Genomic DNA, 26,844 nt, shown 5'->3' with positions numbered 1-26,844 from the left:
GAGGTCCAAATTAGCGCTTCGGGCTGCCGCTGCGCTTGCTGCGCGGCTTGCGGGTCGGCTGGTTCCGGACGACCTTGGGCTTGGTGTCCTCGGGCTCGGGGGTGGGCTCCGGCTCCTTCTTGAGCTTGGCCTTGATCCCGGACTGCGCCTGCCCGTTCTTGCCCGCGGCCGCCTTCGAACCGGCGGCCTTCGAACCGGCGGCCTTCGAACCGGCGGCCTTGGAACCGGCGGTCTTCGTGCCGCCGGTCTTCCCGCCGGACGTGGTCTTGGCGGTGGTGCCCGCCTCGTCCGCCTTGTCGCCGGGCGGAGGGAAGCGCTTGTAGATGTAGTGCTGCTGCGTGAGCGTCCAGCCGTTCGACGTCACCCAGTACATGAGGACGCCCAGCGGGAAGCCGAGGCCGAACAGGCCGAACAGCGGCGCGAGGAAGACCATCATCTTCTGCGCCTGCATCATCGGGTTGGCGTCCGCGGCCGCCGCCGGCTGCCGCTTCATGCTGGCCCGGACGGTGAAGAACGTCGTGCAGGAGCTGATCACCACCGCGATGCCGGTGATGACGACCGCGCTCGTGACCTTGTGGTGGGCGCCCCACGCGTGCAGGAAGGTGTCGGGGATGTGCGCGCCGAAGATGTTGGCGTGCTGGGCGCTGTGCACCAGGTCCGCCGACATCGCGAAGACGCTGTGGCCCTCCTTGGCGTCCGAGATCCGCTTGAGGGTCTGGAACAGGCCGATGAAGATCGGCATCTGCACGACCAGGGGAAGGCAGCCCGACAGCGGGTTCGCGCCGTTCTCCTGGTAGAGCTTCATGACCTCCTGGTTGAGGCGCTGCTTGTCGTTCTTGTACTTCTTGCGCAGCGCCTGGACCTTCGGGTTCAGCTCCTGCATCTTGCGGGACGCATGGATCTGCTTAACGAAGAGCGGGACCAGGAGGAGCCTGAGCAGGACGGTCAGCAGGATGATCGAGCCGCCCCACGCCCATCCGCTGTCCTCGGGGAAGACGGCACTCAGCCCCGCGTGTATCCACACGATGAGCTGAGAGACGATCTGGTATAGCCAGTCAAGCACCGGGCAGCTCCTTGGGCTCTGCTAGGGCGGGGCCGCTCTCCTCGCGGCCGGAGTTCGAAGAAGCCGCCTTCGCCTTCGTGGAGGGCGTCCTCTTCGGCGGCACCGGGTCGTAGCCGCCGGGGTGGAAGGGGTGGCACCGCGCGATCCGGCGGACCGTCAGCCATGTGCCGCGCCCTGCCCCGTGCACCTGGAGGGCCTTGAGCCCGTAGGTGCTGCAGGACGGGGTGAAGCGGCACTGCTGCCCGAGCAGTGGACTCAAGAAGCGGCGGTAGGCGCGGACGAGAAGGATCAACACCGCGGCGACCGGACCAGGAGTGGTCGCCGGGCGCTGGTCGGTGAACGGTTTCCCGTGCCGGTTCCTCATCTCCGCCCCTTGGACGCGGGCCGCAGCAGCCGGTCGAGTGCCGACTCCAGATCCGCGGCCAGATCGTCAGGGCGCGCCTCGCCCGCGCGGGGGTTGGCGCGCACTACGAGCAGGCTACCCGGTGCAAGCCGGTCCACGTGCCCGCGCGCGAGGTGCCGGAGACGGCGCCGCACCGCGTTGCGGGTGACGGCGTTGCCGACGTTGCGCGCCACGATGAACCCGACCAGTGCCGGGCCGGCGGCCTCGTCGTCCTCCCCGCGGAGCAGGTGGACGACGACGTTAGGCCGTCCGGCGCGGCGCCCGCGCCGGACGGCCAACGAGAAGTCGTCCCGCCGCCGCATCCGGTGTCCGGACGGCAGCATGAGAGGGGTCGGTCAGACCGCGACGCGGCCGCGGCCCTTGCCGCGCCGCGAGGAGAGGACGGCGCGCCCGGCGCGCGTGCGCATCCGCAGCCGGAAGCCGTGCTTCTTGTGGCGGCGGCGGTTGTTCGGCTGGAATGTACGCTTGCTCACTTTGAGGCTCCAGTGCTGCGGTCGGTTCGACTAGAAAGGCTCGATAGCTCGCATCGAGGGCCCGCGTTCGGTCCCCCGCAGCGGGGGCCCACCCGTGCCGTCCGGACGGACGACCGGCGGGCACGCGTCACCTCCGTCGATGCGACTCGACCTCAGCACGTTACGGGCTATCCGGCCGCCGGGTCAAACGGATCACCGCGCCGAGGGCACGGAGGGCGCGGCCAGGCGCCCTCTGGCCTCGTCATCCAGCGGCCCGGGCTTTCGTGGTCCGGGCGGGCGGGGCGGTCCTCGGCTTCGTGTTGCGAGGGCGTTCGGCAGGGGTTAGGGTCTTCCTTCCGGGCAAGCCGATACTCCTGTGACGATCTGGGATCGAGATCGGTGTTCCGCCCGCCGAATCCCCCCGTCAGAGAACAGCCCGATCCGGCCGCGCGACGCGGCCGGTGAGCTCCCGTCCCCACCTCTCCGACCGCCGCGGCGGAGTTTTGCACAGGGTCCCGCATGCCTATGCACAGCATGTGGACAACTCTGTGGACAACTCGTGAGAGAGTAAGGCTTCCGCGTCGCGGCCGTGCCCAACGAGGCGGGTCGCGACCCGCGGGAGAGCCGGGCAGTCAGGTACTCCGTTGACCGGAGTCGTGGGGAGGGGACCTTGCGCATGGACGGACAGGATCTCGGATCGGTCTGGGCCCGCACCCTCACCGCACTGTCTGAGAGCGATCTGTCCCCGAGCTACCGCGCATGGCTGCCGATGGTCCGCCCGCTGGCCCTGGTCGAGGGGACGGCGCTGCTCGCGGCGCCGAACGAGTTCGCCAAGGACGCCCTGGAAACGCGCCTGCGCAACCTCATCACGCAGGCGCTCTCCCGTGAGCTGGGCAGGGAGATCCGCGTCGCGGTGACGGTGCAGCCGGAGCCTCCGGCGGCGTCGGGCCCGGGCGGCGGTTCCCGTGCAGGGTCGGGCGAGCCGCTGCCGGCGCCGGTCCCCGGGCCGGGCCTGCACGAGTCCGCACCTTCTTCTTATGGCGAACGGCCGCTCGACGACCGCGACCGAGATCGCGACAGGGAACGGGACCGCGATCGGCCGTATGCGGAACAGCAGCAGTACGGGGACGCCCCTTACTCCGACCGTCAGGACTACGCTGACCGCTCGTACCCGGAGCAGCCGTACGGCGACCCGGGCTACCGGCCGCCGTCCGAAGTTACCCACAGGCCCGGTCTTCCCGGTGGATATCCACAGGGCGACGACGACCGTGGATGGCCGCAGCGCGACAACGACCACGGCGCCCCGTTCCCGCCGGCCCCCCGTCCTCCGGCGTACGGCGCCGGGCCGGGGGGGCGCGGGCCTTCGTCCTACGACCGGGGGGGCGTGCCGAGCTTTCCGGGACGCGGCCGTCCGCAGGAGGGCTTCGGCGGTTCGGAGGGGTACGGAGGCGAGCCCCCCGGGCGGCCGCCGCACGCGCCGTCGCATCTCAACGACCGTACGCTCGGCCCGCTGCGTCCGGGGGGGCGCGGCGAACCGCTCGGCAGGGAGCCGCAGCACGGTGCCGGCGAGCCTCCGCTAGGGCACGACGAGGAGTCCTACAAGACGGAGTTCCCTGGCGCGGAGCAGTCGTACACAGGGCCGGAGCAGTATTCGGGCTCCGAGAAGTTCCGTGGGGAAGAGCCCTACAGGGCCGACGAGCAGCCGTACCGGGGCGAAGGCGGTTTCCGCGACGACGAGGCGTCCGACGCCCGTGGACCGGTCCCGGCACCAGGCGGGCCCACCAGCCCGGGAGGGCCGGGAGGCCCCGGCGGGGGCGCGCGCGAGGGAGGCGGCGGCCAGGGCGCCGGCGCGTCCGAGCACGCCCGCCTGAACCCCAAGTACACGTTCGAGACGTTCGTGATCGGCTCCTCGAACCGGTTCGCGCACGCCGCGGCCGTCGCCGTCGCCGAGCAGCCCGCCAAGGCGTACAACCCGCTGTTCATCTACGGCGACTCGGGCCTCGGCAAGACGCACCTGCTGCACGCGATCGGCCACTACGCGCAGAGCCTGTTCAACGGGGCGCGCGTCCGGTACGTGAGCTCGGAGGAGTTCACGAACGACTTCATCAACTCGATCCGCGACGGCAAGGCCGACGGGTTCCGCCGGCGCTACCGGGACGTGGACATCCTCCTCGTCGACGACATCCAGTTCCTGGAGGGCAAGGAGCAGACGCAGGAGGAGTTCTTCCACACCTTCAACACGCTCCACAACGCCAGCAAGCAGATCGTGATCTCCAGCGACCGGCCGCCGAAGGAGCTGGTGACGCTGGAGGACCGGCTGCGCAACCGGTTCGAGTGGGGCCTGACGACCGACGTCCAGCCGCCCGAGCTGGAGACGCGGATCGCGATCCTGCAGAAGAAGGCCCGCCAGGAGGGCCTGGCGGCGCCGCCGGACGTGCTGGAGTTCATCGCCTCGCAGATCGCGACGAACATCCGCGAGCTGGAGGGCGCGCTGATCCGGGTGACGGCGTTCGCGAGCCTGAACCGGCAGTCGGTCGACATGAAGCTGGCGGAGATCGTCCTGAAGGACCTGATCCCGAACGACTCCGGCCCGGAGATCACCGCCGCGATGATCATGGCGCAGACGGTGGAGTACTTCGGCACGACGATCGAGGACCTGTGCGGGCCGTCGCGGTCCCGGATGCTGGTGACGGCCCGGCAGATCGCGATGTACCTGTGCCGCGAGCTGACCGACCTGTCGCTGCCGAAGATCGGGCAGCAGTTCGGCGGCCGCGACCACACCACGGTGATGCACGCCGAGCGCAAGATCCGGTCGCTGATGGCCGAGCGCCGCGCGATCTACAACCAGGTCACTGAGCTGACGGGACGGATCAAGCACCAGGCCCGCAAGCGCTGACGCGGGGCCCGGGCAGGACGGGCCTGGGGACGACCTGGGGAAAGCCTGGGGATGACCTGGGGACGACCGCCCGCGAGACCGTCCCGGGCTGTGTACGAGGCCCGTGCACAGGCCCGTTCGAACGCCCGATCGAAGACCCGCCCGGACCGGACCCGAACCAAGATCGACACGCACAGGCTGGGGATAACCCTGGGGATCCCGGCGCAAAGACCGGGGAAAACCTGCGGACAACATGGGGACGACTCGTGGACCGATTGTGGAAGCCCTGGGGACGGCCACCCGGCATCATGGGGACGAACCCGTGGACAAGCTGGGGAAGCCTTGGGGACGCCCTGGGGACGGGCCCGGCCGGTGCCCACCGCGACGGCCGGCCGCCGTGCCGGCCCGGGAGAACCTGCGGAAAACTCGTGGACAACCGGGGGATGACGTGAGGATGACGTGTGGGGAAGGATTCGCCGTCCCCAGCGCGGCTCGCGGCGTCCACCGCCGATGCACAGCCCCGGTGGACAGAGATTCGCGCTCTGACCTGCGAGAACGGGGTCTGTCCACACTATCCACGGCCCCTATTACTGGTACTGCACTACTTCTCTACTCAAGAAAAGATCCAACTCAAGTTAGGGCCTGGGGACAACGCGCCCCGAGCGCCCGAGCCGAGGCCGAACCACCCGAGCCTTGTCCGACACCTGCAGGAGGCGGGTCCCCTTGAAGTTCCGCATCGACAGAGACGCCCTGGCCGACGCCGTGGCCTGGACGGCGCGCACGCTGCCGGTCCGGCCCCCGGTGCCGGTGCTCGCGGGCATGCACATCGTCGCCGGGGGCGACGGCAACGGCGACCGGCTGAAGCTGTCGGCGTTCGACTACGAGGTCTCCGCGCAGGTGTCGACGGAGATCGACGTCGAGGAGGAGGGGACGGCGCTGGTCTCCGGCCGCCTGCTCGCCGAGATCTCGCGCAGCCTTCCTCCCCACCCTGTGGAGGTGACGACCGACGGCGCGAAGGTGATGCTGCGCTGCGGCAGCGCGAAGTTCACACTCCTCACCATGCCTGTGGAGGACTACCCGTCGCTGCCGGAGATGCCGCCGGCGGCGGGCGCGGTGGGCAGCGACGAGTTCGCGGCCGCCGTCGCGCAGGTCGCGATCGCCGCGGGCAAGGACGACACGATCCCCATGCTCACCGGTGTGCGTGTGGAGATCGAGGGCGAGACGGTCACGCTCGCCTCGACCGACCGGTACCGGCTGGCCGTCCGGGAGCTGCACTGGAAGCCGGAGCGGCCGGACTTCTCCGCGGTCGCGCTCGTCCCGGCGAAGACGCTCGCCGACACGGCCAAGTCGCTGACGGCGGGCGCCGAGGTGTCGATGGCGCTGGCCGGGACGGGCGGCGCCGGCGAGGGGATGATCGGCTTCGAGGGCGGCGGGCGCCGCACGACGTCGCGGCTGCTGGACGGCGACTTCGTCAAGTACCGGTCGCTGCTGCCGAGCGAGTACGCGGGCCTGGCGGAGGTGAACACGGGGCAGTTCATCGAGGCGGTGAAGCGCGTGTCGCTGGTCGCCGAGCGCAACACCCCGGTGCGGCTGTCGTTCAGCCAGGGCGAGGTCGTCCTGGAGGCCGGGACGGGCGACGAGGCGCAGGCCGTGGAGGCCCTGGAGGCGACGCTGGAGGGCGAGGACATCGACATCGCCTTCAACCCCGGGTTCCTGCTCGACGGGCTCTCGGCGATCGGCTCGGACGTCGCGCGGCTGTCGTTCACGACGCCGACCAAGCCGGCGGTGCTGACCGGCAAGCCCCCGCAGGACGGAGAAAACCCGAACTACCGTTATCTGATCATGCCGGTGCGGTTGTCTGGGTAAAGACCGGTCCTGGGGCATACCTGGGGGAGACGACCGGCCCGCGGGGGACCCGCCCCCGCGGACGGGCACGGGCAGCTACGCACAGGGGAGAAGTGAGCATGGAGCTGGGCATCATCGGCCTGGGCAAGATGGGCGCGAACATGGCCGAGCGGCTGCGGCGCGGCGGTCACACGATCGTCGGCTACGACCGCGACCCCGACATCAGCGACGTTGGCTCGGTCGAGGAGCTGGTCGAGCGCCTCTCCCCGCCGCGCGCCGTGTGGGTGATGGTGCCCGCCGGCGGCCCGACCCAGGAGACCGTCAACAGGCTGGGGGAGGTCCTGGATGCGGGCGACCTCGTCGTGGACGGCGGTAATTCACACTATGTGGACGACCAGAAGCACGGCGAGGAGCTGGCGGCCAAGGGCATCGGCTTCATCGACTGCGGCGTCAGCGGCGGCGTGTGGGGGCTGCAGAACGGCTACGCGCTCATGGTCGGCGGCGACGACGAGAACGTGAAGCGGATGATGCCGATCTTCGAGACGCTCAAGCCCGAGGGCGAGTACGGCTTCGTCCACTCCGGCAAGGTCGGCGCGGGCCACTACGTGAAGATGGTCCACAACGGCATCGAGTACGCGATGATGCAGGCGTTCGGCGAGGGCTACGAGCTGATCGAGGCGAGCCCGCTGGTCACCCGCGTGCCGGAGACGTTCCTCAGCTGGCAGGAGGGCACGGTCATCCGGTCCTGGCTGCTGGACCTGCTGAACCGCGCCCTCAGGGACGACCCGGAGCTGGACGACCTGCGCGGCTACGCCAACGACTCCGGTGAGGGCCGCTGGACGGTGCAGGCCGCGGTGGAGCACGCGGTGCCGCTGCCGGCGATCAGCGCGTCGCTGTTCGCGCGGTTCGCGTCCCGGCAGGACGACTCCCCCGCGATGCGGGTCGTCGCGGCGCTGCGCAACCAGTTCGGCGGGCACGCGATCGAGTCCGCCAAGGGCGCCGACTCCCCCGGCGCCGACGTGAACCCGCCGAAGGTCTGACCCCGCGGGGAAGTTATCCACAGAACGCGCCGGGTGTGTGGGCGGCGCGCGAAAGGCTCTACCCTCGTGTCCCGTGCACGTCGCCCACCTTTCGCTCCAGGACTTCCGGTCGTACGCCACCGCGGAGGTGGCGCTCGGGCCGGGCGTGACCGCGTTCGTGGGGCCGAACGGGCAGGGCAAGACGAACCTGGTCGAGGCGATCGGGTACGTCGCCTCGCACGGCAGCCACCGCGCCGCGACGGACGCGCCGCTCGTCCGGCAGGGCGCGCCGCGCGCGATCGTCCGCGCGGGGGTGGTGAAGGACGACCGCAAGGCGCTGATCGAGCTCGAGATCAACCCGGGGAAGGCGAACCGGGCGCGGCTGAACCGGTCGCCCGTCCCCAGGCCGCGGGAGATCCTGGGGATGCTGCGGACGGTGCTGTTCGCCCCCGAGGACCTCGCGCTGGTGAAGGGCGATCCGGGGGAGCGCCGCCGGTTCATGGACGAGCTGCTGACGGCGCGGGCGCCCCGGTTCGCGGCCGTCCGGTCCGACTACGACCGCGTCCTCAAGCAGCGCAACGCCCTGCTGAAGTCGGCGGCGGCGCACCGCCGGTCCCCCGGCCCGGAGGTGCTCGCGACGCTGGACGTGTGGGATGCGCATCTCGCGCGGACCGGCGCGGAGCTCCTGGCCGGGCGGGTCGAGCTGGTGGAGGCGCTGCGTCCGCTCGTCGCGCGCGCGTACGCGGCGCTCGCCCCGTCCAGCGGCGCGGCGGATCTGCACTACAAGAGCTCGCTGGGCGCCGAGGAGTTGTCCACAGACCGTGGACGGCTGGCCGAGCAGCTGCTGGCGGGCGTGGCCGAGGCGCGCAAGCAGGAGCTGGAGCGCGGGGTGAGCCTGGTCGGGCCGCACCGCGACGAGCTCGTCCTGCGGCTGGGGGAGCTGCCGGCGCGCGGCTACGCCAGCCACGGCGAGTCGTGGTCGTTCGCGCTGGGGCTGCGGCTCGCGGCGTTCGACCTGCTCCGCGCGGACGGCGACGACCCGGTGCTGATCCTCGACGACGTGTTCGCCGAGCTGGACGCGGGGCGCCGCAGCCGGCTCGCGGAGATGGTGGCGCCGGCCGAGCAGGTGCTGATCACCGCGGCGGTGCCGGCGGACGTCCCGGCGGAACTGACGGGCGGTTCCTATACCGTCGCCGACGGCCGGGTCGTCCGGGAGTGACCGGGAAGGGGCGGGCGCGTGGGCGATGATCCCCGTCGTCCGGGGGATGCGGGAGGCCGTCCCGCCCCGGGCGGTAATGATCCACAGGATGTGCACAACTCCCCCGGTCCGGTGAATTCTCCGGAACCCGGGGGTGCGGACGGCGCCGGTGATCCCCAGGCTGTGGACGGCCCGGCCGGGGAAGGGGCGGCGCCTCCGGCGAAGTCGGGGATCGAGCTGGCGCGGGAGGCGCTGGCGCAGGCGAAGGCGGACGCGCTGAAGCGCGGCACGCTGCCCGGCCAGGGCGGCCGGCGCAAGGGCGGGGCGAAGCCCGCCCGCGTGCGGGACCCGGGCCGCGGCGGCGACCCGAAGGCGTTCGGCGCGGCGATCCGCGAGCTGATGGCCACGCGCGGGTGGGAGCAGCGCGCGGCGGTCGGCGGGGTGTTCGGCAACTGGGCGGGGATCGTCGGCCCCGAGCTGGCGGAGCACACCCGTCCGGAGCGGTTCGAGGACGGGGAGCTGACGGTCGCGGCCGATTCCACGACGTGGGCGACGCAGCTGCGGCTGCTGTCGTCGACGCTGGTGCGGCGGCTGAACGAGGAACTGGGCCACGGGACGGTCCGCAGGGTGAAGGTGGTCGGGCCGGCGTCGGGCCCGCGGCGCACCGGCGGCTGGCGCGTACGCTGAAATCCGGGCCGGACGATGCGACGGAGCATCTCAGCGGCCCTTCCCACGAGACGGAGCCCGGAGCGGCCCGGCGGCGGGCCGACCTTCAGAGAAGTGACAAGGCGGCGGGGCCGTCGCGGCGGGTGTGGACGGGCGGTTGCGCGGCGTGACGGGATGTCGGTGGCGGGTGGGAACATCTGTTCGGGAACCGCGGTGACGAGTTCAGCAACGAGCGCGCCGTAGGCCAGAGAACCCCCCTAGGGCTATGGGGGGATGCATCTCCAGGCCCGCCGGGCCGGGAGACGCGCACACAGCGCTCGTGAGTGCCACTTTTCGCCGTGTGACCCGGTAGAATGAAAACGGGTTCAGGATGCTGCACCGCCATGGGGTGCCCGAGAGCTCTACCGAACACGTACAGAGCACCAGGGCGCCCTCATGTGTGTTACGGGGCACACCGCGCTCCCCTGGGCGCGGGGCGGCTCACCATCCCCGGCAGGAGGATCTCCTTTGGCGTACGACGCTAGTTCGATCACTGTCCTTGAAGGCCTGGAAGCGGTTCGCAAGCGTCCGGGCATGTACATCGGGTCGACCGGTGAGCGCGGCCTCCACCACCTGGTCTACGAGATCGTGGACAACTCGGTCGACGAGGCCCTCGCGGGCTACGCCGACGACATCGTCGTGACGCTGCGGGCGGACGGCGGTGTCAGCGTGGTCGACAACGGCCGCGGCATCCCGGTGGGCGAGCACCCTGTGGAGAAGCGGCCGGCGATCGAGCTGGTGCTGACGACTCTGCACGCCGGGGGCAAGTTCGACGGCAAGTCCTACGCGGTGTCCGGCGGTCTGCACGGCGTCGGCTCCGCGGTGGTGAACGCGCTGTCGACGCGGCTCGAGGCCGAGGTCAAGGTGGACGGGCACGTCTGGCGGCAGACCTACACCTGGCGGGGGCCGGACACGGAGCTGCGCAAGGGCGAGGCGACCACCGAGACCGGGACCCGCATCACCTTCTGGCCCGACGGCGACATCTTCGAGACCCTCGAGTGGAACTTCGAGACGCTGTCGCGCCGCATGCAGGAGATGGCGTTCCTGAACCGGGGCCTGTCGATCACCCTGTGCGACGAGCGGCCGGACCACTCCAACGGCGAGCCGCACGTGGTGAAGTACCACTACGAGGGCGGCATCGAGGACTTCGTCCGCTACATCAACGCGCGCAAGGACGCGGTCCACGAGTCGACGATCTACTTCGGCGACGACACCGAGGGCATGTCGGTGGAGATCGCCATGCAGTGGAACTCCTCGTACGCCGAGTCGGTGCACACGTTCGCGAACACGATCAACACGGCGGAGGGCGGCACCCACGAGGAGGGGTTCCGCGCGGCGCTGACGACGATCGTCAACCGGTACGCGCGCGACAAGGGGCTGCTGCGCGACAAGGACGACAACCTGACCGGCGAGGACGTCCGCGAGGGCCTCACCGCGATCATCTCGATCAAGCTGGCCGACCCGCAGTTCGAGGGGCAGACCAAGACCAAGCTCGGCAACACCGAGGCGAAGTCGTTCGTGCAGCGGGCCTGCAACGAGCATCTGCGCGACTGGTTCGAGGAGAACCCGGGCGAGGCCAAGGAGATCATCAACAAGGCGTCGCAGGCCGCGCGCGCGCGGGTGGCGGCGCGGCAGGCGCGCGACCTGACGCGGCGCAAGAGCCTGCTGGAGTCGACGTCGCTGCCCGGCAAGCTGTCGGACTGCCAGTCGCGGGACCCGTCCAAGTCGGAGCTGTACATCGTCGAGGGCGACTCGGCGGGCGGCTCGGCGAAGGGCGGCCGCAACCCGCACTTCCAGGCCATCCTGCCGATCCGCGGCAAGATCCTGAACGTCGAGAAGGCGCGGATCGACAAGATCCTCAAGAACAACGAGGTCCAGGCGATCATCACCGCGCTCGGCACCGGGGTGCACGACGAGTTCGACATCACCAAGCTGCGCTACCACAAGATCATCCTGATGTCGGACGCCGACGTGGACGGCCACCACATCAACACGCTGCTGATGACGCTGCTGTTCCGGTTCATGAAGCCGCTGATCGAGGCCGGCCACGTGTACCTGTCGCAGCCGCCGCTCTACAAGATCAAGTGGGACGCGCGCGGCAACGAGGCCGACTACGCCTTCTCCGACGCCGAGCGCGACGCGATCATCGAGGCCGGGATCGCCGCCGGCCGGCGCGACCCGCGCCCCCGCGACCAGGTGCAGCGCTTCAAGGGCCTCGGCGAGATGAACGCCAACGAGCTGTGGGACACCACGATGGACCCCGACAACCGGGTCCTGCTGCAGGTGCAGCTCGACGACGCCGCCCAGGCCGACGAGCTGTTCAGCGTGCTCATGGGCGAGGAGGTCGAACCCCGCCGGGAGTTCATCCAGCGCAACGCCAAGGACGTGCGCTTCCTCGACATCTGACAGGTGCGGCGGCCCCGGCCCGTCCTTGACCGGCGGCGGGGCTCCCATCGGGCGTCGTACTTCGTTCCCACTTAGCAGAAGAGGTCTTGAGAGTGACGGACGTGACCACAGAGGGTGGACACCCGGGCGAGCGGATCGAACCGGTCGACATCCAGGTCGAGATGCAGAAGAGCTACCTCGACTACGCGATGTCGGTCATCGTCGCGCGCGCGCTGCCCGAGGTCCGCGACGGGCTCAAGCCGGTGCACCGCCGGGTCATGTACGCGATGTACGACGGCGGCTACCGGCCCGACCGCGGCTACTTCAAGTGCGCGCGCGTCGTCGGCGACGTCATGGGCAACTACCACCCCCACGGCGACTCCGCGATCTACGACGCGCTGGTCCGGCTCGCGCAGCCGTGGTCGATGCGGTACCCGCTGGTCGACGGCAACGGCAACTTCGGTTCGCGCGGCAACGACCCCGCCGCGGCGATGCGGTACACCGAGTCCCGCATGGCGCCCCTGGCGATGGAGCTGCTGCGCGACATCGACAAGGAGACCGTCGACTTCTCCCCGAACTACGACGGCCGCTCCGCCGAGCCCGACGTCCTGCCGTCGCGGTACCCGAACCTGCTGGTCAACGGCTCCGCCGGCATCGCGGTCGGGATGGCCACCAACATCCCGCCGCACAACCTGCGCGAGGTCGCCGACGGCGTCCGCTGGTACCTGGAGAACTACGGCGCGACCGACGACGAGCTGCTCGAGGCGCTGATCGAGCGGATCAAGGGCCCCGACTTCCCGACCGCCGGCCTGATCGTCGGCCGCAAGGGCATCGAGGAGGCCTACCGCACCGGCCGCGGCTCCATCACGATGCGGGCCGTCGTCGAGGTCGAGGAGATCCAGGGCCGCACCTGCCTGGTCGTCACCGAGCTCCCCTACCAGGTCAACCCGGACAACCTCGCGCTGAAGATCGCCGAGTCGGTCAAGGACGGCAAGCTCGACGGCATCGCCGACGTCCGCGACGAGACGTCCGGCCGCACCGGCCAGCGCCTGGTGATCGTCCTCAAGCGGGACGCGGTCGCCAAGGTCGTCCTGAACAACCTGTACAAGCACACGCAGCTCCAGGAGACGTTCGGCGCGAACATGCTCGCGCTGGTCGACGGCGTACCGCGCACGCTGCGCGTCGACCAGTTCGTCCGGCACTGGGTGACGCACCAGATCGAGGTCATCGTCCGGCGCACCCGGTTCCTGCTCCGCAAGGCCGAGGAGCGCGCCCACATCCTGCGCGCGCTGCTGAAGGCGCTGGACCGCATCGACGAGGTCATCGCGCTGATCCGGCGCTCGCCGTCGGCCTCGGAGGCGCAGCAGGGCCTGATGGACCTGCTGGAGATCGACGAGATCCAGGCGCAGGCGATCCTGGACATGCAGCTGCGCAAGCTCGCCGCCCTGGAGCGCCAGGCGATCACCGACGAGTACGACAAGCTGATGGCGGAGATCGCCGACTACAACGACATCCTGGCCTCGCCGGAGCGGCAGCGGCAGATCGTCGGCGACGAGCTCGCCCCGATCGTGGAGAAGTTCGGCGACGACCGGCGCACCGAGATCATCCCGTTCGACGGGGACGTCTCGTACGAGGACCTCATCGCCGAAGAGGACGTCGTCGTCACCATCACCCGCGGCGGCTACGCCAAGCGCACCAAGACCGACCTGTACCGGGCGCAGCGGCGCGGCGGCAAGGGCATCCGCGGCGCGCAGCTGAAGCAGGACGACATCGTCGACCAGTTCTTCGTCACCACGACGCACCACTGGATCCTGTTCTTCACCAACAAGGGCCGGGTGTACCGGGCGAAGGCGTACGAACTGCCCGACGCCGGGCGCGACTCGCGCGGCCAGCACGTCGCGAACCTCCTCGCGTTCCAGCCGGACGAGCACATCGCCCAGGTCATGGACCTGCGCGACTACGAGGTCGCCCCCTACCTCGTCCTCGCCACCAAGAAGGGCCGCGTCAAGAAGACCGCGCTGAGCGACTTCGACTCGCCCCGCACCGGCGGCATCATCGCGATCAACCTGGTCGACGACGACGAGGTGATCGCCGCGCGGCTCGTGTCCGCCGACAACGACCTGCTGATGGTGTCCACCGGCGCCCAGGCGATCCGCTTCCACGCCGACGACGACTCCCTGCGGCCCATGGGCCGCGCCACCTCCGGCGTGATCGGCATGCGCTTCGAGGAGGACCAGGAGGTCCTGAACATGCTGGTCGTGAGGGACGCCGACCACGACGTCCTGGTGGCCACCGAGGGCGGCTACGCCAAGCGGACCCCCGTGGACCAGTACCCGGTCCAAGGACGGGGTGGTAAGGGAGTTCTCACCGCTAAGATCGTGGAATCTCGCGGCAGGTTGGTAGGGGCTCTCATGGTCCGTCCGGACTACGAGGTGTTCGGCATGACCTCGAACGGGGGGGTCATCCGCACGAGCGCCGCGGAGATCAAGCAGTCCGGCAGGCAGACCATGGGCGTCCGCCTGATGAACCTCGCCGAGGGGGACAGCGTGGTCGCCATCGCGAGGAACGTAGAGTCCACCATTGAGGACTCAGTAGACGCCGAGGGGGGCGATGGTGAGTGACGCATCCGATCGCCTCACCGAGCCGCTAGGCCAGGAGGACACGTGAGCACGGAGCCCGGCAAGAGCAAGGGCGGGCCCGGCGGGGACCGCAGCGGCAAGGGGGCGGCCGGCAAACCCGCCGGCCGCCCGGCCGCCGCCGGCAAGCCCGCGGACAAGCCCGGCGGCAAGACCGTCGCCGCCGCGTCCGCCAAGCCGGCCCGGGACGAGGCCACCGTCGAGATCGACTCCGACGCCGCCGCGCCCGCCTCCTCCGCCGGCAAAGGCCCGAAGCCCTCGCCGGGGTCCGACGAGACCAGGGTCGACCTCGCCCAGCTCAAGGACGAGCCGGAGAAGCCCGGCACGCCGGGGATCGCGCCGGTCAAGGACACGGCCGAGCCCGCCAAGGACGCCAAGGCCGCGGGGAAGCCCAGCTGGACCAAGCCCGCCGAACCGTCCGGTTCCGTCTCCACGGGCCGGACGGAGAAGCCCGCGCCGCCCCCCGCGCCGTCCGCCGCCGCTTCCGCGTCGGGCGGCTCGTCGGGCGGCCGTCCCGGCTCCGGCTCCGGTTTCGCCAGCACCGTCCTGAAGGACCGGCCGTCCGCCGCCGTCGCCCCGGTGAACTCCAAGTCGCCGGCGCCGGCCAAGCCGGCCCGCAAGGCCCAGCTCCAGCTGGCCCGACTCGAGCCGTGGTCGGTGATGAAGTTCAGCTTCGTGATGTCGCTGGTCTGCTTCGTCGTCCTGCTCGTCGCCGTCGTCGTGCTGTACGTCATCCTGTCCGGCCTCGGCGTCTTCGACGCCATCAGCGACACGGTGAACAGCCTCACCAAGCAGCAGGGCGACACCAGCGGCGGCGTCGACGCCGCCAACTGGTTCTCCTTCGTCCGCGTCTTCGGTTACACCGTCCTCGTGGGCGCCCTGAACGTCCTGCTCATCACCGCCCTGTCCACGGTCGGCTCCGTGATCTACAACCTCGCCGCCGACCTCGTGGGCGGCGTCGAGGTCACCCTCAAGGAGGCCGAGTAGCGCGATCCGGCCGCCGCCCGGCAATCGATTTCCGGTTGCCCTTCGACATGGGGTAATCTCTGGTTGCGCCGCAAGGGCGGCGGCAGTGCGGGCCTATAGCTCAGTCGGTTAGAGCGCATCCCTGATAAGGATGAGGCCGGAGGTTCAAGTCCTCCTAGGCCCACCAGCTCAAAGACCCCCACCGGGTACCGGTGGGGGTCTTTTGGCAGCAGCGGCTCACCTTTCCGGCGTCCCGAACAGCTCGTCCCCAGCGCCATCACGCGGGCCGAGCGTCGAGCCTCGTTCGCCCTGTCGGCGCCCACGCGCGCCGGCGCCGGTCCCCGGCCGCGCTTTCCGTTCGCCGGCCCGGTCCGCTCGGGGTCGCGCCGCCGCCCGGGATGGGCCGACCGCCGTGGCGTTCAAGCCATCCGACGACGAGGAGCAGGCCAGCAGAGTTGGAACGCCCTGCCGCTAGGGGGGCGCGCTTCGGATGAAGCAGCAGAACCCCGTGATAGGGGTACTCGTCCGACTCCATGAGCAGTCGGTCGACAACTTCGACCGGTTCGTCGAGGAAGTCGCTCAACTCGGCCACGAGGCGTGTGATCCACCCGTATCGGGGATCGTCCTTAGCGGCTGGGGTCATCGGCTCCCACTTGCGACATCGACTTGCACGGCGAACGAGACGCTCGCATGGTTGCCTCCGGTCGCTGGAGGGGCCCGGCAGCAGTGACAGCAAGCATGACAGTCCTTGGTTCTGTGCGGGTCGTGTGTGGGCGGTCTTCGGTGGGGGGCCATGAGGGTGGTGGGTGTCCCCCGTGCGAGCTACTCGGGAATGTCCTCCGCGCGGTGATGCTCCCGGGGGCGGCCGATTCATAGCGTTCTCCATGTGCACGCGGCCGGTACGGGCCGCGAATTCCCCCCGGTGGTCGCGCTCCTTTTCCAGTGACCGCCGGGCCATTCACTGGAGGACATGATGACCCGCAAGTTCAGGACCCTCGCCGCGATCGTGCTGGGCTGCGCCGTGGCCGGCGCGGGACTGACCGGGTGCAAGGTCGACGGCGACTCCGTTCCGTTCATCGAGAAGCAGCCCGACTCGTTCATCGGCACGAAGAAGTTCAGCGTCTCGGGGAAGTCGGTGAACACGTCCTGCTCGGGCAAGTGGAAGAAGGGTGCGCCGGTCGTCGTCCTGCTGCACGGCGGGGGCGACGGGCTGGACAAGATGGCCGCCTTCCAGAAGACCCTGAGCGCGAAGAACCGGGTCTGCTCCTACGACCGGCTCGGCGCCGGCAAGAGCGGCAAGCCCGACGGCGACCAGAGCTTCGCCGACACGGGGAAGGTCCTCACCGGGGTGCTCGACGAGCTGGCCGGGGACGCGCCGGTCGTCCTGGCCGGGCACTCGATGGGCGGGCTGATCGCCGCCAGGTACGCGCCCGACCACCAGGACAAGGTCAAGGGGCTGGTCCTGATGGACGCGACGCCGCCGACCATGCTCGCCGACCTGAACAACGCGATCCCGGCGTCGGACAAGGGCCCGGCGGGCCAGCTGCGGGCGCAGAACCTCGCGATCTTCAAGGGGGAGAACCCGGAGCGGCTCCTCATGCCCGACGGGAAGGTCGGGTCCGCCGGGCACATGCCGGTGGAGGTCATCAAGCACGGGAAGCCGTACCTGGCGGCCGTCCCCGGGGCCGGTCCGCGGCTGGAGAAGGCGTGGACCGCCGGTGAGCGCAAGTGGCTCGCGCTGTCGAGCGACAGCAGGTTCACGGTGGCGCCGAAGAGCGGCCACTACATCTACCTCGAGCAGCCCGATGTCGCCGTCAAGGCCGTCGAGCGCGTCACCGCGAAGGTCGCGAGCTGAAAGTCCCGCGAGGCCGCGAGCATCCCCGCGCCGCTCACCATCGGTGAGCGGGCGGGGATGCTCGCATTTCCGGAGCCGGGTAATGGCAGGACGCGCCATTCGGCCGCCGCTCGCGCAATGGCTTGTCCCCCGTCCGAGCTACTGGTGAATGTCCACGCTGCGGTGACGTTTCCGAGGGGGCCGGTTCCCTAGCGTGATCATCAGCCGCGGGGAGTGCGGGCCGCGGGTTCACGCGAAGGAGTCGACATGCGTTTGCTGAAGCAGCTGCTGGCCGTCGGGGCGGTCGCCCTGGTCGGCGGCCAGGTCACCATGGCGGTCAAGGGGAACCCCTTCCTCACCCTGGTGCTGGGGATGGCGACGGCGGCGCTGGCGCCGGCCGTGTACGCCTGGGTGGTGCGGCGGACCGAGCACCGCCCGCCCGCGGAGATCGCCGCGAAGGGCGCCGGCGCCGCCGTCGCGCGGGGCATGCTGATCGGCTTCCTGATGTTCGCGGCCGTGATCGCGAACATCGCGTTCCTCGGCGACTACCGGGTCGACGGCTTCGGTTCGGTGTCGGGCGCGGTGGGGCTGCTCGGCTTCATGGCCGCCGCGGCGGTGACGGAGGAGCTGATATTCCGGGGCGTCCTGTTCCGGATCATCGAGGGGCGCGTCGGGACGTGGGCGGCGCTGGGGCTGACGGGGCTGCTGTTCGGGCTGTCGCACCTGACCAACGCGCACGCCACGCTGTGGGGCGCGATCGCGATCGCGGTGGAGGCCGGCGGCATGCTGGCCGCCGCGTACGCCGCGACCCGGAACCTGTGGGTGCCGATCGGGCTGCACTTCGCGTGGAACTTCGCCGAGTCGGGGATCTTCGGCACCGAGGTGTCGGGCAACGGCGCTTCGAAGGGGCTGCTGGACGGCGCGACGTCGGGCCCGTCGCCGATCACCGGCGGCGAGTTCGGGCCGGAGGCGAGCCTGTACGCGGTCGGGGCCGGAGCGGCGCTGACCGTCGCGTTCATGTGGCTGGCCCACCGGCGCGGCCACCTGGTGCCCGCCCGCCGGGCCGCCGCCGCTTCCGCGAGCGCCGGATCCGGTGCCGCCGCGACCGCTACGCTCTCCCGATGATCGTTCTGCGGCGGAGCCCGGCGATGGGGCTCGGCCGGATCGCGGAGGTGTGGCGGCGGTGCGACGTCGTGGTCCGCGACCTCCCGCTGGCGCTGGCGCTGGCCGCCTCGTCGTTCGTCCCGGCCTTCCACGGCAAGGGGACGCAGATCGGCGAGATGGCGACCCGCCCGTTCGACGCTCTGGCGGTCCTGGTGATCGTCCTGGAGTGCCTCCCGGTGGCCCTGCGGCGGCGGTGGCCGGCGCTGTGCCTCACGCTGGTGTCGCTGGGGTTCGCCTTCGACCAGATCCGCGGCTACCACCTGGTCGCGGGCACGGCGCTGCCGATCGCGCTGCTGAGCACGGGCGCGCACCTGGAGTTCCGCCGGCGCACCGTGATGCTGGCGGGCTCGGCCGCGTTCGTGGCGTTCGCGTTCGCGGTGAACGGGGCGGGCGCGAACGAGCGGGTCGACGAGTACGTGACGTTCTACCTGGCACTCGTACTGATCTGGGGGGTCGGGTCGTGGCTGCGTTCGACGCGGGCGGCCGAGGCCGAGCGGCGCCTCCGCGTCGCCGAGGCCACCCGGACCGCCGAGCGCACCCGCATCGCCCGCGAGCTCCACGACGTGGTGACCCACCACGTGACGGCGATGGTGGTGCAGGCGGAGGCGGCCCGGTATCTGGTGGCCGCCCCCGACCGGCTGGACGCGACGCTGAGCACGGTGACCGACACGGGCCGGCGCGCCATCGCCGACCTGCGGCATCTGCTCGACCTGCTCAACCCCGACCACGGCACGGGTTCCGGGGACGGCCCGGGCCGGGCACCTTCGGCGGGGGACCTGGACGAGCTGGTGGAGCAGACCCGGCGGGCCGGGCAGCCGGTCGAGTTCACCCGGGTGGGCGAGGCGGCGGTCGCGGCGGGCAGCGCCGAGTCCGTCGCGTTCCGGGTCGTGCAGGAGGCCCTGACGAACGTGTTGAAGTACGCCCATGGGAGCCGCGCCGAGGTCGAGGTGCGGTACGGCGGAAGGGAGATCACGGTGGAGGTCGGCAACGACGGCACGGGCTCGCGGGCCGCGGCCGTCGGCGGCAGCGGGCGGGGCCTCGCGGGGCTGGGCGAGCGGGTGGCGGCGCTGGGCGGGGAGTTCAGCGCGGACCCGCGGCCGGGCGGCGGGTTCCTGGTGCGGGCGCGCATCCCGGCGGGGGGCGCCTCGTGACCGCGCCGGTCCGGGTCCTGGTCTGCGACGACCAGGCGCTCATCCGCACCGGCTTCGCGACGATCATCGACGCGCAGCCCGACCTGGAGGTCGTCGGCGAGTGCGGGGACGGGCGCGCCGCGGTCGACCTCGCCCGCCGGCTGGACCCCGACATGGTGGTGATGGACGTCCGGATGCCGGTCCTCGACGGCATCGAGGCGACCCGCCTGCTGGCCGGCGCCGGGGTGGAGAACCCGGTGAAGGTGCTGGTCGTGACGACGTTCAACCTGGACGAGTACGTCTACGAGGCGCTGCGGGCGGGGGCGAGCGGGTTCCTGCTGAAGGACGCGCCGCCGGCGCAGCTGCTGCAGGGGATCCGCACCGTCGCGTCCGGGGCGGCGCTGCTGGCGCCCGAGGTGACGCGGCAGCTCGTCGGCAAGTACGCGGCGCGGATCCGGCCCGTGCCGGGCACGCCGGAGGGCACCGCGCTGGCGCCGCGGGAGCTGGAGGTGCTGCGCCTGATCGCCAACGGGCTGTCGAACAGCGAGATCGCCGCGACGCTGGTGATCAGCCAGGAGACCGTCAAGACCTACGTGTCCCGCATCCTGACGAAGCTGGACCTGCGCGACCGCGTGCAGGCGGTCGTCTACGCCTACCGCAACGGCCTGGTCACCTGACGCCCGGCGCCTCGTCCGTCCCCATTGGGGACGGCTGGCGCACAGGGGTGTGAACAGAGTTATCCACAAGATGTGGACGACCGGTCGCCCGGGGAGCGGAAGCGCTTGTGGCCAGGGAGGACGCGGATATCCCCAGGATGTGGGGATGGGGACGACCGGTGGACGGCGGTGGACACGGCAGCCGCCGCCGGAATGCGGGCGAAGTTATCCACAGGTGTCATGCCTCGGCGTGGAACTCGTGGACGACCTCGATCGGCCCGACGATGTGCGCGTTGAACTCCTCCAGCTCGTCCGCCGGCACCCACAGCTCCAGGATCGTCCGGCCGCCCGCCTGGCGGACCGGGTACCGCTCGGCGAAGCCCGCGTCGACCTCGAACCTCGTGACGTAGCCGGAGCCGTGCGCGGGCACGTTCCAGTCCCGGGCGATCTTGATCGCGTAGTCCTCGTTGAGCACCGGGTAGAAGATCGGCTGGTCCGGCAGGCGCGGCGGCCACGCCCGCCATTCCGCGGCGCGCAGCAGGTCCAGCTCCGCCGGGCCGACCGGCCGCCAGAGGGTGAGGGTGGTCATCCGCAGAGTCTGCCCGCCCGGCCGTCTCGTGGCCATCTTCCCCGGGGACGGCCGTGTCGGTGGCCGCCCGCTGGGATGTCGCGCCGTTCTCGCTCGCGGACCGTGTCCGGTCGTCCACAGGCGGTCGATCGGGTGGCGGCTGGGGACGTGGTTGGGGATTGCCGGTGGGCGGCGCCGTCCACCGGCCGCGGGCCCTTGTGGAGGGCGATTGCCCACAGGCTGTGAACGCGGTGTGCGCAGGCGCGCGGGGAGAGCGCTCTTACCGCTGGTCAGCGGGTTATCCACGTCGTGGCCAACGGTCCCGCCGTTTGGGGACCGGGTGGGGAAGAATGGTGGACGACGGCGCTCACCGGTCGTGCCCAGGTTGTGCACGGGAGTTATCCACAGGCTGTGGAATATGTGCGTGAAGGGACGGCGGTGTGGACGGCGCGGCGACGCGCCCGCTCGGGTCGATCGGACGTTCGAAAGGCCCTGCCGCCTGGGGATTCCGCTGTGGAGCCGGCGTCCGGAACGCCTGCTCACCAGGGTCGGAGGATGTGTGAAACGTTGCCCCCAGCCTGTGGACGACGGGCCTCACAGGTCCTTGGCGAGGGGGTGGCGGGGTTGGTAGATCGGCAGTTCGCCGCCGCTCGGCAGCCGGATCGCGGCGAGCAGTCCCCAGCCCTGGTCGCGCACGGGCACGTCGACCTGGACGCCGCGCTCGGCGAGGTCGTCGAGGGTCGCGTGGATGTCGTCGCACATCAGGTAGAACTCGTGCCGGGGCGCGCCCTCGGTGGGGTGGGCGGCGAGCTCGGCGGGCGGCAGCTTGAAGATCAGCCAGCCGTGGCCGGCGTCGACGTCCGGGAGGCCGAGCACGTCCCGCAGGAACGCGCGGTCGGCGGCCGCGTCGCGGCTATAGATGATGACGTGCGCACCGTTGATCATGAGTCCCCCTCCCGGGCCGTCCTACCCGCGCGGGCGCCGGTCATTTCGGATGGTCTGGACATGGCCGGGCGGCTGCGCCTTAATGGCGGCATGGAGCCCGGAACGGTCGCCGCGCCGCGGCGCGGGCGTCCGGCGCGGCTCGCCGGACGGCCCCCGACCTGCGAACATCTGTTCGAACGCGTGCTAGGCTCCGGGATTCATGGGGCACCTTCTGAACGAGCCGGTCCGCGCCGAGCACGACCCCGCCGGACGACTCACCGCGTACGAGTGGCGGGGGTCGCGCTACGCCGTCGAGGAGGTCCTGAAGACCTACGGGACGCCCCAGGACGGCCGGGTCTACCGGGTCCGCGTCGTCGGCGCGGAGGGCGTGGCGGTCGCGGAGCTCGGCCGTGACCGGGACCGCTGGCGGCTCCGGCACGTCTTCTCTGCCTGACGCCCCGGGCGGCGGCGGAGCCGCGGGGCGCCGCCCCGACCGGGCGGTGTGGACGCGGGTCGACGGCATCCAGGGCGCCTCGCTCGACCTGCTCAACGCGCGGATCGGCCGCCGCCACTACGCGCCGCACGCGCACGACGAGTTCGCGATCGGCGTGTGCGTCGACGGCCTGGAGACCATGCGGTACCGCGGCGAGCGGCTGTACTCGGCGGCCGGCAGCATCGTGGTGATCGAGCCCGGCGAGGCGCACACCGGCGGTCCCGCCGACCAGGGCGGCTTCGCCTACCTGTGCCTCTACCCGACGGCGGAGCTGGTGGCGGCGGCGTCGGGCTGGGACGGCGGGCTCCCGCACTTCCGCGAGCCGATCGTCGGCGACCCGGACCTGGCCGGCCGGCTGCGGCTCGCGCACCGGTCGCTGCGGCTGGCCGACGACCCGCTGGAGGGCGAGAACCGGCTGCTCGAGGTGCTCGGCGCGATCGTCCGGCGGCACGCCGTCCGCGTCCCGCCGGGCGGGTCCGCGCCACGGGGCGCGTCCGGGATCGCCCGGGCCGTCGCGGCGCGGCTGTCGGACGAGATTGTGGGTCCGCCTACCCTGGCGGAGGTGGCGGCCGACCTCGGTCTGTCCCGGTACCAGCTCCTACGGGCCTTCCGCGATTCGATGGGGATGCCGCCGTACGCATGGCTCGCCCAACACCGGGTGGCGCGCGCGCGGACGCTGCTCGACGCGGGGCATAGGCCCGCGGAGGCCGCATCGCTCGTCGGGTTCGCCGACCAGGCGCACCTCACCCGCTGGTTCCGGCGCGTCCTCGGCGTGACGCCGGGCGCGTACCGCAACAGCGTTCAAGACCGCGTCCGCCGCCGCCCCGCATCCTGAACCGGTGCCCGGCGCTGGTGGCCGGGCGGACGATCCGGAACGGAGGACGTGGTGAGTCGCCGCGGCTGGTTGCTGTTCGCGCTGATGAGCGTGCTGTGGGGGATCCCCTACCTGATGATCAAGGTGGCGGTCGGGGGCGTGTCGGTGCCCGTGCTGGTGTTCGCGCGGACCGCGCTCGGCGCGCTCGTGCTGGTGCCGATCGCCGCCCGGTCCGGCGGGCTGGAGCCGGTGCGCCGGCACTGGCGGCCGCTGCTGGCGTTCACGGCGGTGGAGGTTCTCGGCCCGTGGGCGCTGCTGTCGGACGCCGAGCACCGGCTGACCAGCTCGATGACCGGGCTGCTGATCGCCGCGGTGCCGATCATCGGGGTGGTGCTGGCGCGGCTGTCCGGCGACGCCGAGCGGCTCGGGCCGGTCCGCTGGGCGGGGCTGCTGGTCGGCCTCGCGGGCGTCGGCGTGCTGGCCGGGCCGCATCTCGGTGGCGGCAGCGCGTGGGCGATCGGCGAGGTCATGCTGGTGGCGCTCGGCTACTCCATCGCCCCGATGATCGCGACGCGTCGGCTGCAGGACCTGCCGAGCCTGCACATGGCCGCGGGCGCGCTGACGATCGCCGCGCTGGTGTACGCGGTCCCGGCGGGGCTGACCTGGCCGGACGCGGTGCCGAGCGGGCGCGTGCTGGCCGCGCTCGGCGGCCTCGGGCTGGTCTGCACCGCGCTGGCGTTCATCGTGTTCTTCGAGCTCATCCGGGAGGCGGGCACGTCGCGGGCGATGGTGTTCACCTACGTGAACCCGGCGGTGGCGGTCGTCGCGGGCGTGCTGCTGCTCGACGAGCCGCTCACCGGGACGATCATCGCCTCGTTCGCGCTGATCCTCGGCGGTTCGGTGCTCGCGACCGCGCGTCCCGGCGGCGGCGCTTCACCGGCCGCCGCCGGGACGTCGGGCACGGAGGTGCCCGGCGCGGAGGTGCCGGTCAGCGAAGAGTCACGATGAACTTGCCGGGCTTGGCGACGTTCCCCGCCGGGTCGATCGCGCGGTACTCGACGGTGTGCCGGCCCTTGGCGAGCTTGCCGTAGGTCAGCGAGTCGATCACGGTGCCGTCCTCGGAGAACCGCCACGGCGCGGACGAGTCGGTCGGCCAGCCGAAGTAGTTGAACCAGCCGTCGCCGTCCACGCGGAACTCGGAGACGACCACGCCGGGCCGGTCGTCCGCGCCGGTCAGCTTCATGGTGAAGGGGCCGTCGAAGACGTACTCGGGCGTGCGGCCAGGGCGGGGGCGTGCCTGCGCAGCGGCGGACAGCTGGAACTTCACCGTCGGACGTTGCGCGTCGATCGTCCACGTACGGGTCTTGGTGCCGACCTTGGCGACGAGCTTGTGCGTACCAGTGCGCAGGTGCAGGCGGCCTAGTGCGATGTCGCGTTCGCCACCGTTCACGCGCCGCCCGTCCAGTTCCCAACGGACGCTGGGGACGCTCCTAGCGGGATGGGTCGTTTCCGCGTACACGACGGATTCGGCGCCCACTGCACTGTCGGTGGGGGTGGACGAGGTGAAGTCCGCGGGCACGTTGTCGGGCGGCGTCTTCACTCCCGTATCGACGTTCCAGGTGCGGACCTGGGTGAGCGCTGCAGACGCCCGTACGGCGGGGTCCCGCACGAAGTCCGTCGGGTCGGTGACGGTCGCCTTGACGGTGTGCGTGCCCTTCTTCAGGTGGAGGCGCCTGAGGTCCAGGTTCGGCGACTTCCCCACGGTCCTGCCGTCGGCCGTCCACGTGACCGACAGCTGGTGTCCTGTCGGGTGCATGGTCTCGACCCACAGAACACGGTCAGCGCCCACAGGAGCGTCCGTAGGGGTCTGCGCCTGGACGATGTCGACCTTGCCGGAGATGCGCTGCGTCATCCGCTCACGCGCGACCTGGTCGTAGTAGTAGCCGAGCGTCTTCATCATGGAGTGCCGGCTCGGCCTCCACACGCCCTTGCTGTAGTAGAGGCCGCCCTCATAGCGCCCTATGACGCCGCCCGCTTCGCTGCGCTCACCGAGCCACCGCCACCACTTCTTCTTCTGCGCCTTCATCTCGTCGACGGTGAGCAGCGTGTGATGGATCGACGTGGGCTCCGGACCGGTGTACGTACCGCCCGGCACACCCCGCTGGTAGTAGTCGTACTCGTCGTCCAGTCCGCCTAGCGAATGCCCGAGCTCGTGCGGCGCGATGAGGGCCGACATGGCGTTCCCGCCGGACGACGTGGCGTACGTACCACCAGCGCCCCCGTAGGTGTCGCTGTTGGCCATCGCGAGGATCTGCCTGTTGTTCGCGGTCGTGCCGGGGACCATGTCCGCGTACTTCTTGGCGGCCGCGGAATCCATGACGAGCAGGCGCTGCAGGCCGTCCTGCCTGCAGCCGCTCCAGAACGACATGCTGAGCGGCGTCGTACGGCGCGGTGAGGACAGATCCGGGTCGCAGCTCACCCCGGACTGCTCCGACGGGATCTCGACCGCGTACACGTTGACGTAGCTGCGGTACGACTTGAACGGCTCGATCGTCCACAGGTCGTTGAGGTGCTTGTCGAGGTCCGCGCGGAACTTCGGCATGTCCGCCGCCGTATAGCCGTCACCCATCACGACCAGGTTGAAGCGCTTGGCCGGATCGCCGGTGACCTGGATCGGCACTATGGTCGCGTCCGGTGCCTCCGCGCGCGCGGGAACGGCCGCCAGGGCCGTCACGGTGAGCGCTGCCGCGCCGATGATGCTCGTCCTACCCGTCCACATGCACGGACCTCCTCGCGTGGGCGCGCGCGAGCCACAACGGCCCGGGGAGCGGCGCGCCGGCCCCGCTGATCAAGCGGCGCTGCCCGGATTATCACTCCAAGATCCGCGTTTGTCGCCCATCCGCGCCCGGCGCCGTCAGCGCTTGCCGCGCTGGCCCTCCGCCAGGCCCGCCGAGATCTTGTGGCCGCCCGCGCGCCGCTGCACCGCCGCCGACAGCACCGGCGCGACGCCGCCGAGCCGCGCGCCGAGCCGCAGCGCGAGCGGCGCCACGTCCACCTCGGCGACGTCGCGCTCCACCGCCCGCACCGTCGCCTTCGCGACGTCCCGCGGCGAGCGCGTGCCGACACCCCGCGGCAGCGCGACGCCGGCGTCCGCGAACATCCCGGCATCACGGATGAAACCGGGAAAGACGGTCGACACGCCGACGCCGTGCGGGCGCATGTCCTCCCGCAACGCCAGGGCGAACCCCCGCATACCGAACTTCGTCGCGTTGTAGAGCGACGCGTGGCCGGACGCCGTCTTCCCGGACAGCGACGCGATGAACGCCAGATGCCCGCGGCCACGATCGGCCATCTGCGCGCCCGCGAGCTTCGCCATCACGATCGGCGCGCGCAGGTTCACGTCCAGGACCCGGTCGACCTGATCCACCGAGTACTCCGCCAGCAGCCCCGACGCGGGCAGCGCCGCGTTCGCGACCAGCACGTCCACCGGGCCCGCCGCGTCCAGCAGCCGCTCCACCGCGGCGCGGTCGGCGAGATCGGCGACCACCGCCCGGCCGCCGAGCCGCTCGGCCAGCGGCTCCAGCACGTCCGCCCGGCGCCCCGTCAGCACCACCCTCGCGCCGCGCCCGGCGAACCCCTCCGCCAGCGCCCGCCCGATCCCGCCCGTCGCCCCGGTGACCAGGACCGTCGCACCACGCAGCTCCATGGCCGCGA

General features: G+C 71.3%; 23 protein-coding genes and 1 tRNA gene. 16 read left to right on the top strand and 8 right to left on the bottom strand.

The annotated features are described in order from the left end of the window. Positions 1-10: 10 nt before the first annotated feature. Genes yidC through rpmH form a run of 4 tightly spaced genes read right to left on the bottom strand, consistent with a single transcriptional unit; the run spans position 11 to position 1,939 of the window. Complete coding sequence (yidC, locus tag J4709_RS27265; RefSeq protein WP_208244661.1) at positions 11-1,063, bottom strand: membrane protein insertase YidC; 1,053 nt, start codon at positions 1,061-1,063, stop codon at positions 11-13. Continuing rightward, positions 1,056-1,427 carry a membrane protein insertion efficiency factor YidD gene (gene yidD / locus J4709_RS27260; RefSeq protein WP_208244660.1) on the bottom strand — a complete coding sequence of 124 codons (372 nt, stop codon included), beginning with the start codon at positions 1,425-1,427 and terminating at the stop codon, positions 1,056-1,058. Before yidD ends, yidC begins: the two co-directional genes overlap by 8 nt. Continuing rightward, complete coding sequence (rnpA, locus tag J4709_RS27255; RefSeq protein ID WP_208244659.1) at positions 1,424-1,789, bottom strand: ribonuclease P protein component; 366 nt, start codon at positions 1,787-1,789, stop codon at positions 1,424-1,426. Before rnpA ends, yidD begins: the two co-directional genes overlap by 4 nt. Positions 1,790-1,801: 12 nt before the next feature. After that, the gene (rpmH, locus tag J4709_RS27250; RefSeq protein WP_208244658.1) at positions 1,802-1,939 is read right to left on the bottom strand and encodes a 50S ribosomal protein L34; all 138 of its coding nucleotides are present in this window, start codon (positions 1,937-1,939) and stop codon (positions 1,802-1,804) included. Positions 1,940-2,594: 655 nt separating this feature from the next. On the opposite strand from rpmH, the gene dnaA reads away from it, so the two are divergent. The 13 genes from dnaA (at position 2,595) to J4709_RS27185 (ending at position 20,352) form a co-directional block, all read left to right on the top strand. Continuing rightward, positions 2,595-4,814 carry a chromosomal replication initiator protein DnaA gene (gene dnaA / locus J4709_RS27245; protein WP_208244657.1) on the top strand — a complete coding sequence of 740 codons (2,220 nt, stop codon included), beginning with the start codon at positions 2,595-2,597 and terminating at the stop codon, positions 4,812-4,814. Between the two features lie 702 nt (positions 4,815-5,516). Beyond that, entirely contained in the window at positions 5,517-6,659 is a 1,143-nt protein-coding gene (gene dnaN / locus J4709_RS27240) for a DNA polymerase III subunit beta (protein ID WP_173097644.1), read from the top strand. Positions 6,660-6,757: 98 nt separating this feature from the next. Further along, positions 6,758-7,678, top strand: coding sequence for a phosphogluconate dehydrogenase (NAD(+)-dependent, decarboxylating) (gene gnd, locus J4709_RS27235; protein WP_208244656.1), 921 nt, complete (start codon positions 6,758-6,760; stop codon positions 7,676-7,678). Positions 7,679-7,751: 73 nt separating this feature from the next. Then, entirely contained in the window at positions 7,752-8,876 is a 1,125-nt protein-coding gene (gene recF / locus J4709_RS27230) for a DNA replication/repair protein RecF (protein WP_208244655.1), read from the top strand. Between the two features lie 162 nt (positions 8,877-9,038). After that, positions 9,039-9,542 carry a DciA family protein gene (locus J4709_RS27225; protein ID WP_208244654.1) on the top strand — a complete coding sequence of 168 codons (504 nt, stop codon included), beginning with the start codon at positions 9,039-9,041 and terminating at the stop codon, positions 9,540-9,542. A gap of 486 nt (positions 9,543-10,028) precedes the next feature. After that, positions 10,029-11,966 carry a DNA topoisomerase (ATP-hydrolyzing) subunit B gene (gyrB, locus tag J4709_RS27220; RefSeq protein WP_208244653.1) on the top strand — a complete coding sequence of 646 codons (1,938 nt, stop codon included), beginning with the start codon at positions 10,029-10,031 and terminating at the stop codon, positions 11,964-11,966. Between the two features lie 92 nt (positions 11,967-12,058). Then, the gene (gene gyrA, locus J4709_RS27215) at positions 12,059-14,566 is read left to right on the top strand and encodes a DNA gyrase subunit A (protein ID WP_208244652.1); all 2,508 of its coding nucleotides are present in this window, start codon (positions 12,059-12,061) and stop codon (positions 14,564-14,566) included. Positions 14,567-14,608: 42 nt separating this feature from the next. Then, complete coding sequence (locus tag J4709_RS55750) at positions 14,609-15,568, top strand: DUF3566 domain-containing protein (protein WP_307801579.1); 960 nt, start codon at positions 14,609-14,611, stop codon at positions 15,566-15,568. A gap of 89 nt (positions 15,569-15,657) precedes the next feature. Beyond that, positions 15,658-15,734, top strand: a tRNA-Ile gene (locus tag J4709_RS27205). Between the two features lie 783 nt (positions 15,735-16,517). Then, positions 16,518-17,402, top strand: coding sequence for an alpha/beta fold hydrolase (locus J4709_RS27200; protein ID WP_232384125.1), 885 nt, complete (start codon positions 16,518-16,520; stop codon positions 17,400-17,402). Positions 17,403-17,648: 246 nt separating this feature from the next. After that, positions 17,649-18,506, top strand: coding sequence for a CPBP family intramembrane glutamic endopeptidase (locus J4709_RS27195; RefSeq protein ID WP_208244651.1), 858 nt, complete (start codon positions 17,649-17,651; stop codon positions 18,504-18,506). After that, positions 18,503-19,696 (top strand): sensor histidine kinase, encoded by a 1,194-nt coding sequence (locus tag J4709_RS27190; protein WP_232384124.1) that lies wholly within the window; start codon positions 18,503-18,505, stop codon positions 19,694-19,696. Before J4709_RS27195 ends, J4709_RS27190 begins: the two co-directional genes overlap by 4 nt. Next, the gene (locus J4709_RS27185; RefSeq protein ID WP_208244650.1) at positions 19,693-20,352 is read left to right on the top strand and encodes a response regulator; all 660 of its coding nucleotides are present in this window, start codon (positions 19,693-19,695) and stop codon (positions 20,350-20,352) included. The genes J4709_RS27190 and J4709_RS27185 overlap by 4 nt, the downstream gene beginning before the upstream one ends. A 217-nt stretch (positions 20,353-20,569) precedes the next feature. On the opposite strand, the gene J4709_RS27180 is transcribed toward J4709_RS27185, so the two are convergent. Both J4709_RS27180 and J4709_RS27175 read right to left on the bottom strand, forming a co-directional pair. After that, positions 20,570-20,920, bottom strand: coding sequence for a hypothetical protein (locus J4709_RS27180; RefSeq protein ID WP_208244649.1), 351 nt, complete (start codon positions 20,918-20,920; stop codon positions 20,570-20,572). A 573-nt stretch (positions 20,921-21,493) separates the two neighbouring features. After that, on the bottom strand, positions 21,494-21,844 hold the full coding sequence (locus J4709_RS27175; RefSeq protein WP_208244648.1) for a VOC family protein: 351 nt from the start codon (positions 21,842-21,844) through the stop codon (positions 21,494-21,496). A gap of 199 nt (positions 21,845-22,043) precedes the next feature. Between J4709_RS27175 and J4709_RS27170 the strand changes: the two genes are divergently transcribed. Genes J4709_RS27170 through J4709_RS27160 form a run of 3 tightly spaced genes read left to right on the top strand, consistent with a single transcriptional unit; the run spans position 22,044 to position 24,138 of the window. Further along, positions 22,044-22,277, top strand: coding sequence for a hypothetical protein (locus J4709_RS27170; RefSeq protein WP_151544802.1), 234 nt, complete (start codon positions 22,044-22,046; stop codon positions 22,275-22,277). Continuing rightward, complete coding sequence (locus J4709_RS27165) at positions 22,234-23,151, top strand: helix-turn-helix domain-containing protein (RefSeq protein ID WP_307801578.1); 918 nt, start codon at positions 22,234-22,236, stop codon at positions 23,149-23,151. The genes J4709_RS27170 and J4709_RS27165 overlap by 44 nt, the downstream gene beginning before the upstream one ends. 51 nt (positions 23,152-23,202) lie before the next feature. Beyond that, positions 23,203-24,138, top strand: coding sequence for a DMT family transporter (locus J4709_RS27160; protein ID WP_208244647.1), 936 nt, complete (start codon positions 23,203-23,205; stop codon positions 24,136-24,138). Here the strand turns inward: J4709_RS27160 and J4709_RS27155 are convergent. Both J4709_RS27155 and J4709_RS27150 read right to left on the bottom strand, forming a co-directional pair. After that, positions 24,119-25,909 (bottom strand): M64 family metallopeptidase, encoded by a 1,791-nt coding sequence (locus tag J4709_RS27155; RefSeq protein WP_208244646.1) that lies wholly within the window; start codon positions 25,907-25,909, stop codon positions 24,119-24,121. The two genes, J4709_RS27160 and J4709_RS27155, sit on opposite strands and share 20 nt — an antisense overlap. Before the next feature lie 135 nt (positions 25,910-26,044). Beyond that, the gene (locus J4709_RS27150) at positions 26,045-26,836 is read right to left on the bottom strand and encodes an SDR family NAD(P)-dependent oxidoreductase (protein WP_208244645.1); all 792 of its coding nucleotides are present in this window, start codon (positions 26,834-26,836) and stop codon (positions 26,045-26,047) included. Positions 26,837-26,844: the final 8 nt, after the last annotated feature.

Origin of the sequence: Actinomadura violacea (genome assembly GCF_017573465.1) — a bacterium.
Lineage (GTDB): Bacteria > Actinomycetota > Actinomycetes > Streptosporangiales > Streptosporangiaceae > Spirillospora > Spirillospora violacea.
This window is presented reverse-complemented; position numbering and strand designations above follow the sequence as displayed.

Excerpts from the sequence above, each read along its gene's own strand:
- yidD (WP_208244660.1), bottom strand. The coding sequence starts at position 1,427 with ATGAGGAACCGGCACGGGAAACCGTTCACCGACCAGCGCCCGGCGACC.
- rnpA (WP_208244659.1), bottom strand. The coding sequence starts at position 1,789 with ATGCTGCCGTCCGGACACCGGATGCGGCGGCGGGACGACTTCTCGTTG.
- dnaA (WP_208244657.1), top strand. The coding sequence starts at position 2,595 with ATGGACGGACAGGATCTCGGATCGGTCTGGGCCCGCACCCTCACCGCA.
- gnd (WP_208244656.1), top strand. The coding sequence starts at position 6,758 with ATGGAGCTGGGCATCATCGGCCTGGGCAAGATGGGCGCGAACATGGCC.
- J4709_RS27200 (WP_232384125.1), top strand. The coding sequence starts at position 16,518 with ATGATGACCCGCAAGTTCAGGACCCTCGCCGCGATCGTGCTGGGCTGC.
- J4709_RS27195 (WP_208244651.1), top strand. The coding sequence starts at position 17,649 with ATGCGTTTGCTGAAGCAGCTGCTGGCCGTCGGGGCGGTCGCCCTGGTC.
- J4709_RS27190 (WP_232384124.1), top strand. The coding sequence starts at position 18,503 with ATGATCGTTCTGCGGCGGAGCCCGGCGATGGGGCTCGGCCGGATCGCG.
- J4709_RS27180 (WP_208244649.1), bottom strand. The coding sequence starts at position 20,920 with ATGACCACCCTCACCCTCTGGCGGCCGGTCGGCCCGGCGGAGCTGGAC.
- J4709_RS27175 (WP_208244648.1), bottom strand. The coding sequence starts at position 21,844 with ATGATCAACGGTGCGCACGTCATCATCTATAGCCGCGACGCGGCCGCC.
- J4709_RS27170 (WP_151544802.1), top strand. The coding sequence starts at position 22,044 with ATGGGGCACCTTCTGAACGAGCCGGTCCGCGCCGAGCACGACCCCGCC.
- J4709_RS27155 (WP_208244646.1), bottom strand. The coding sequence starts at position 25,909 with ATGTGGACGGGTAGGACGAGCATCATCGGCGCGGCAGCGCTCACCGTG.
- J4709_RS27150 (WP_208244645.1), bottom strand. The coding sequence starts at position 26,836 with ATGGAGCTGCGTGGTGCGACGGTCCTGGTCACCGGGGCGACGGGCGGG.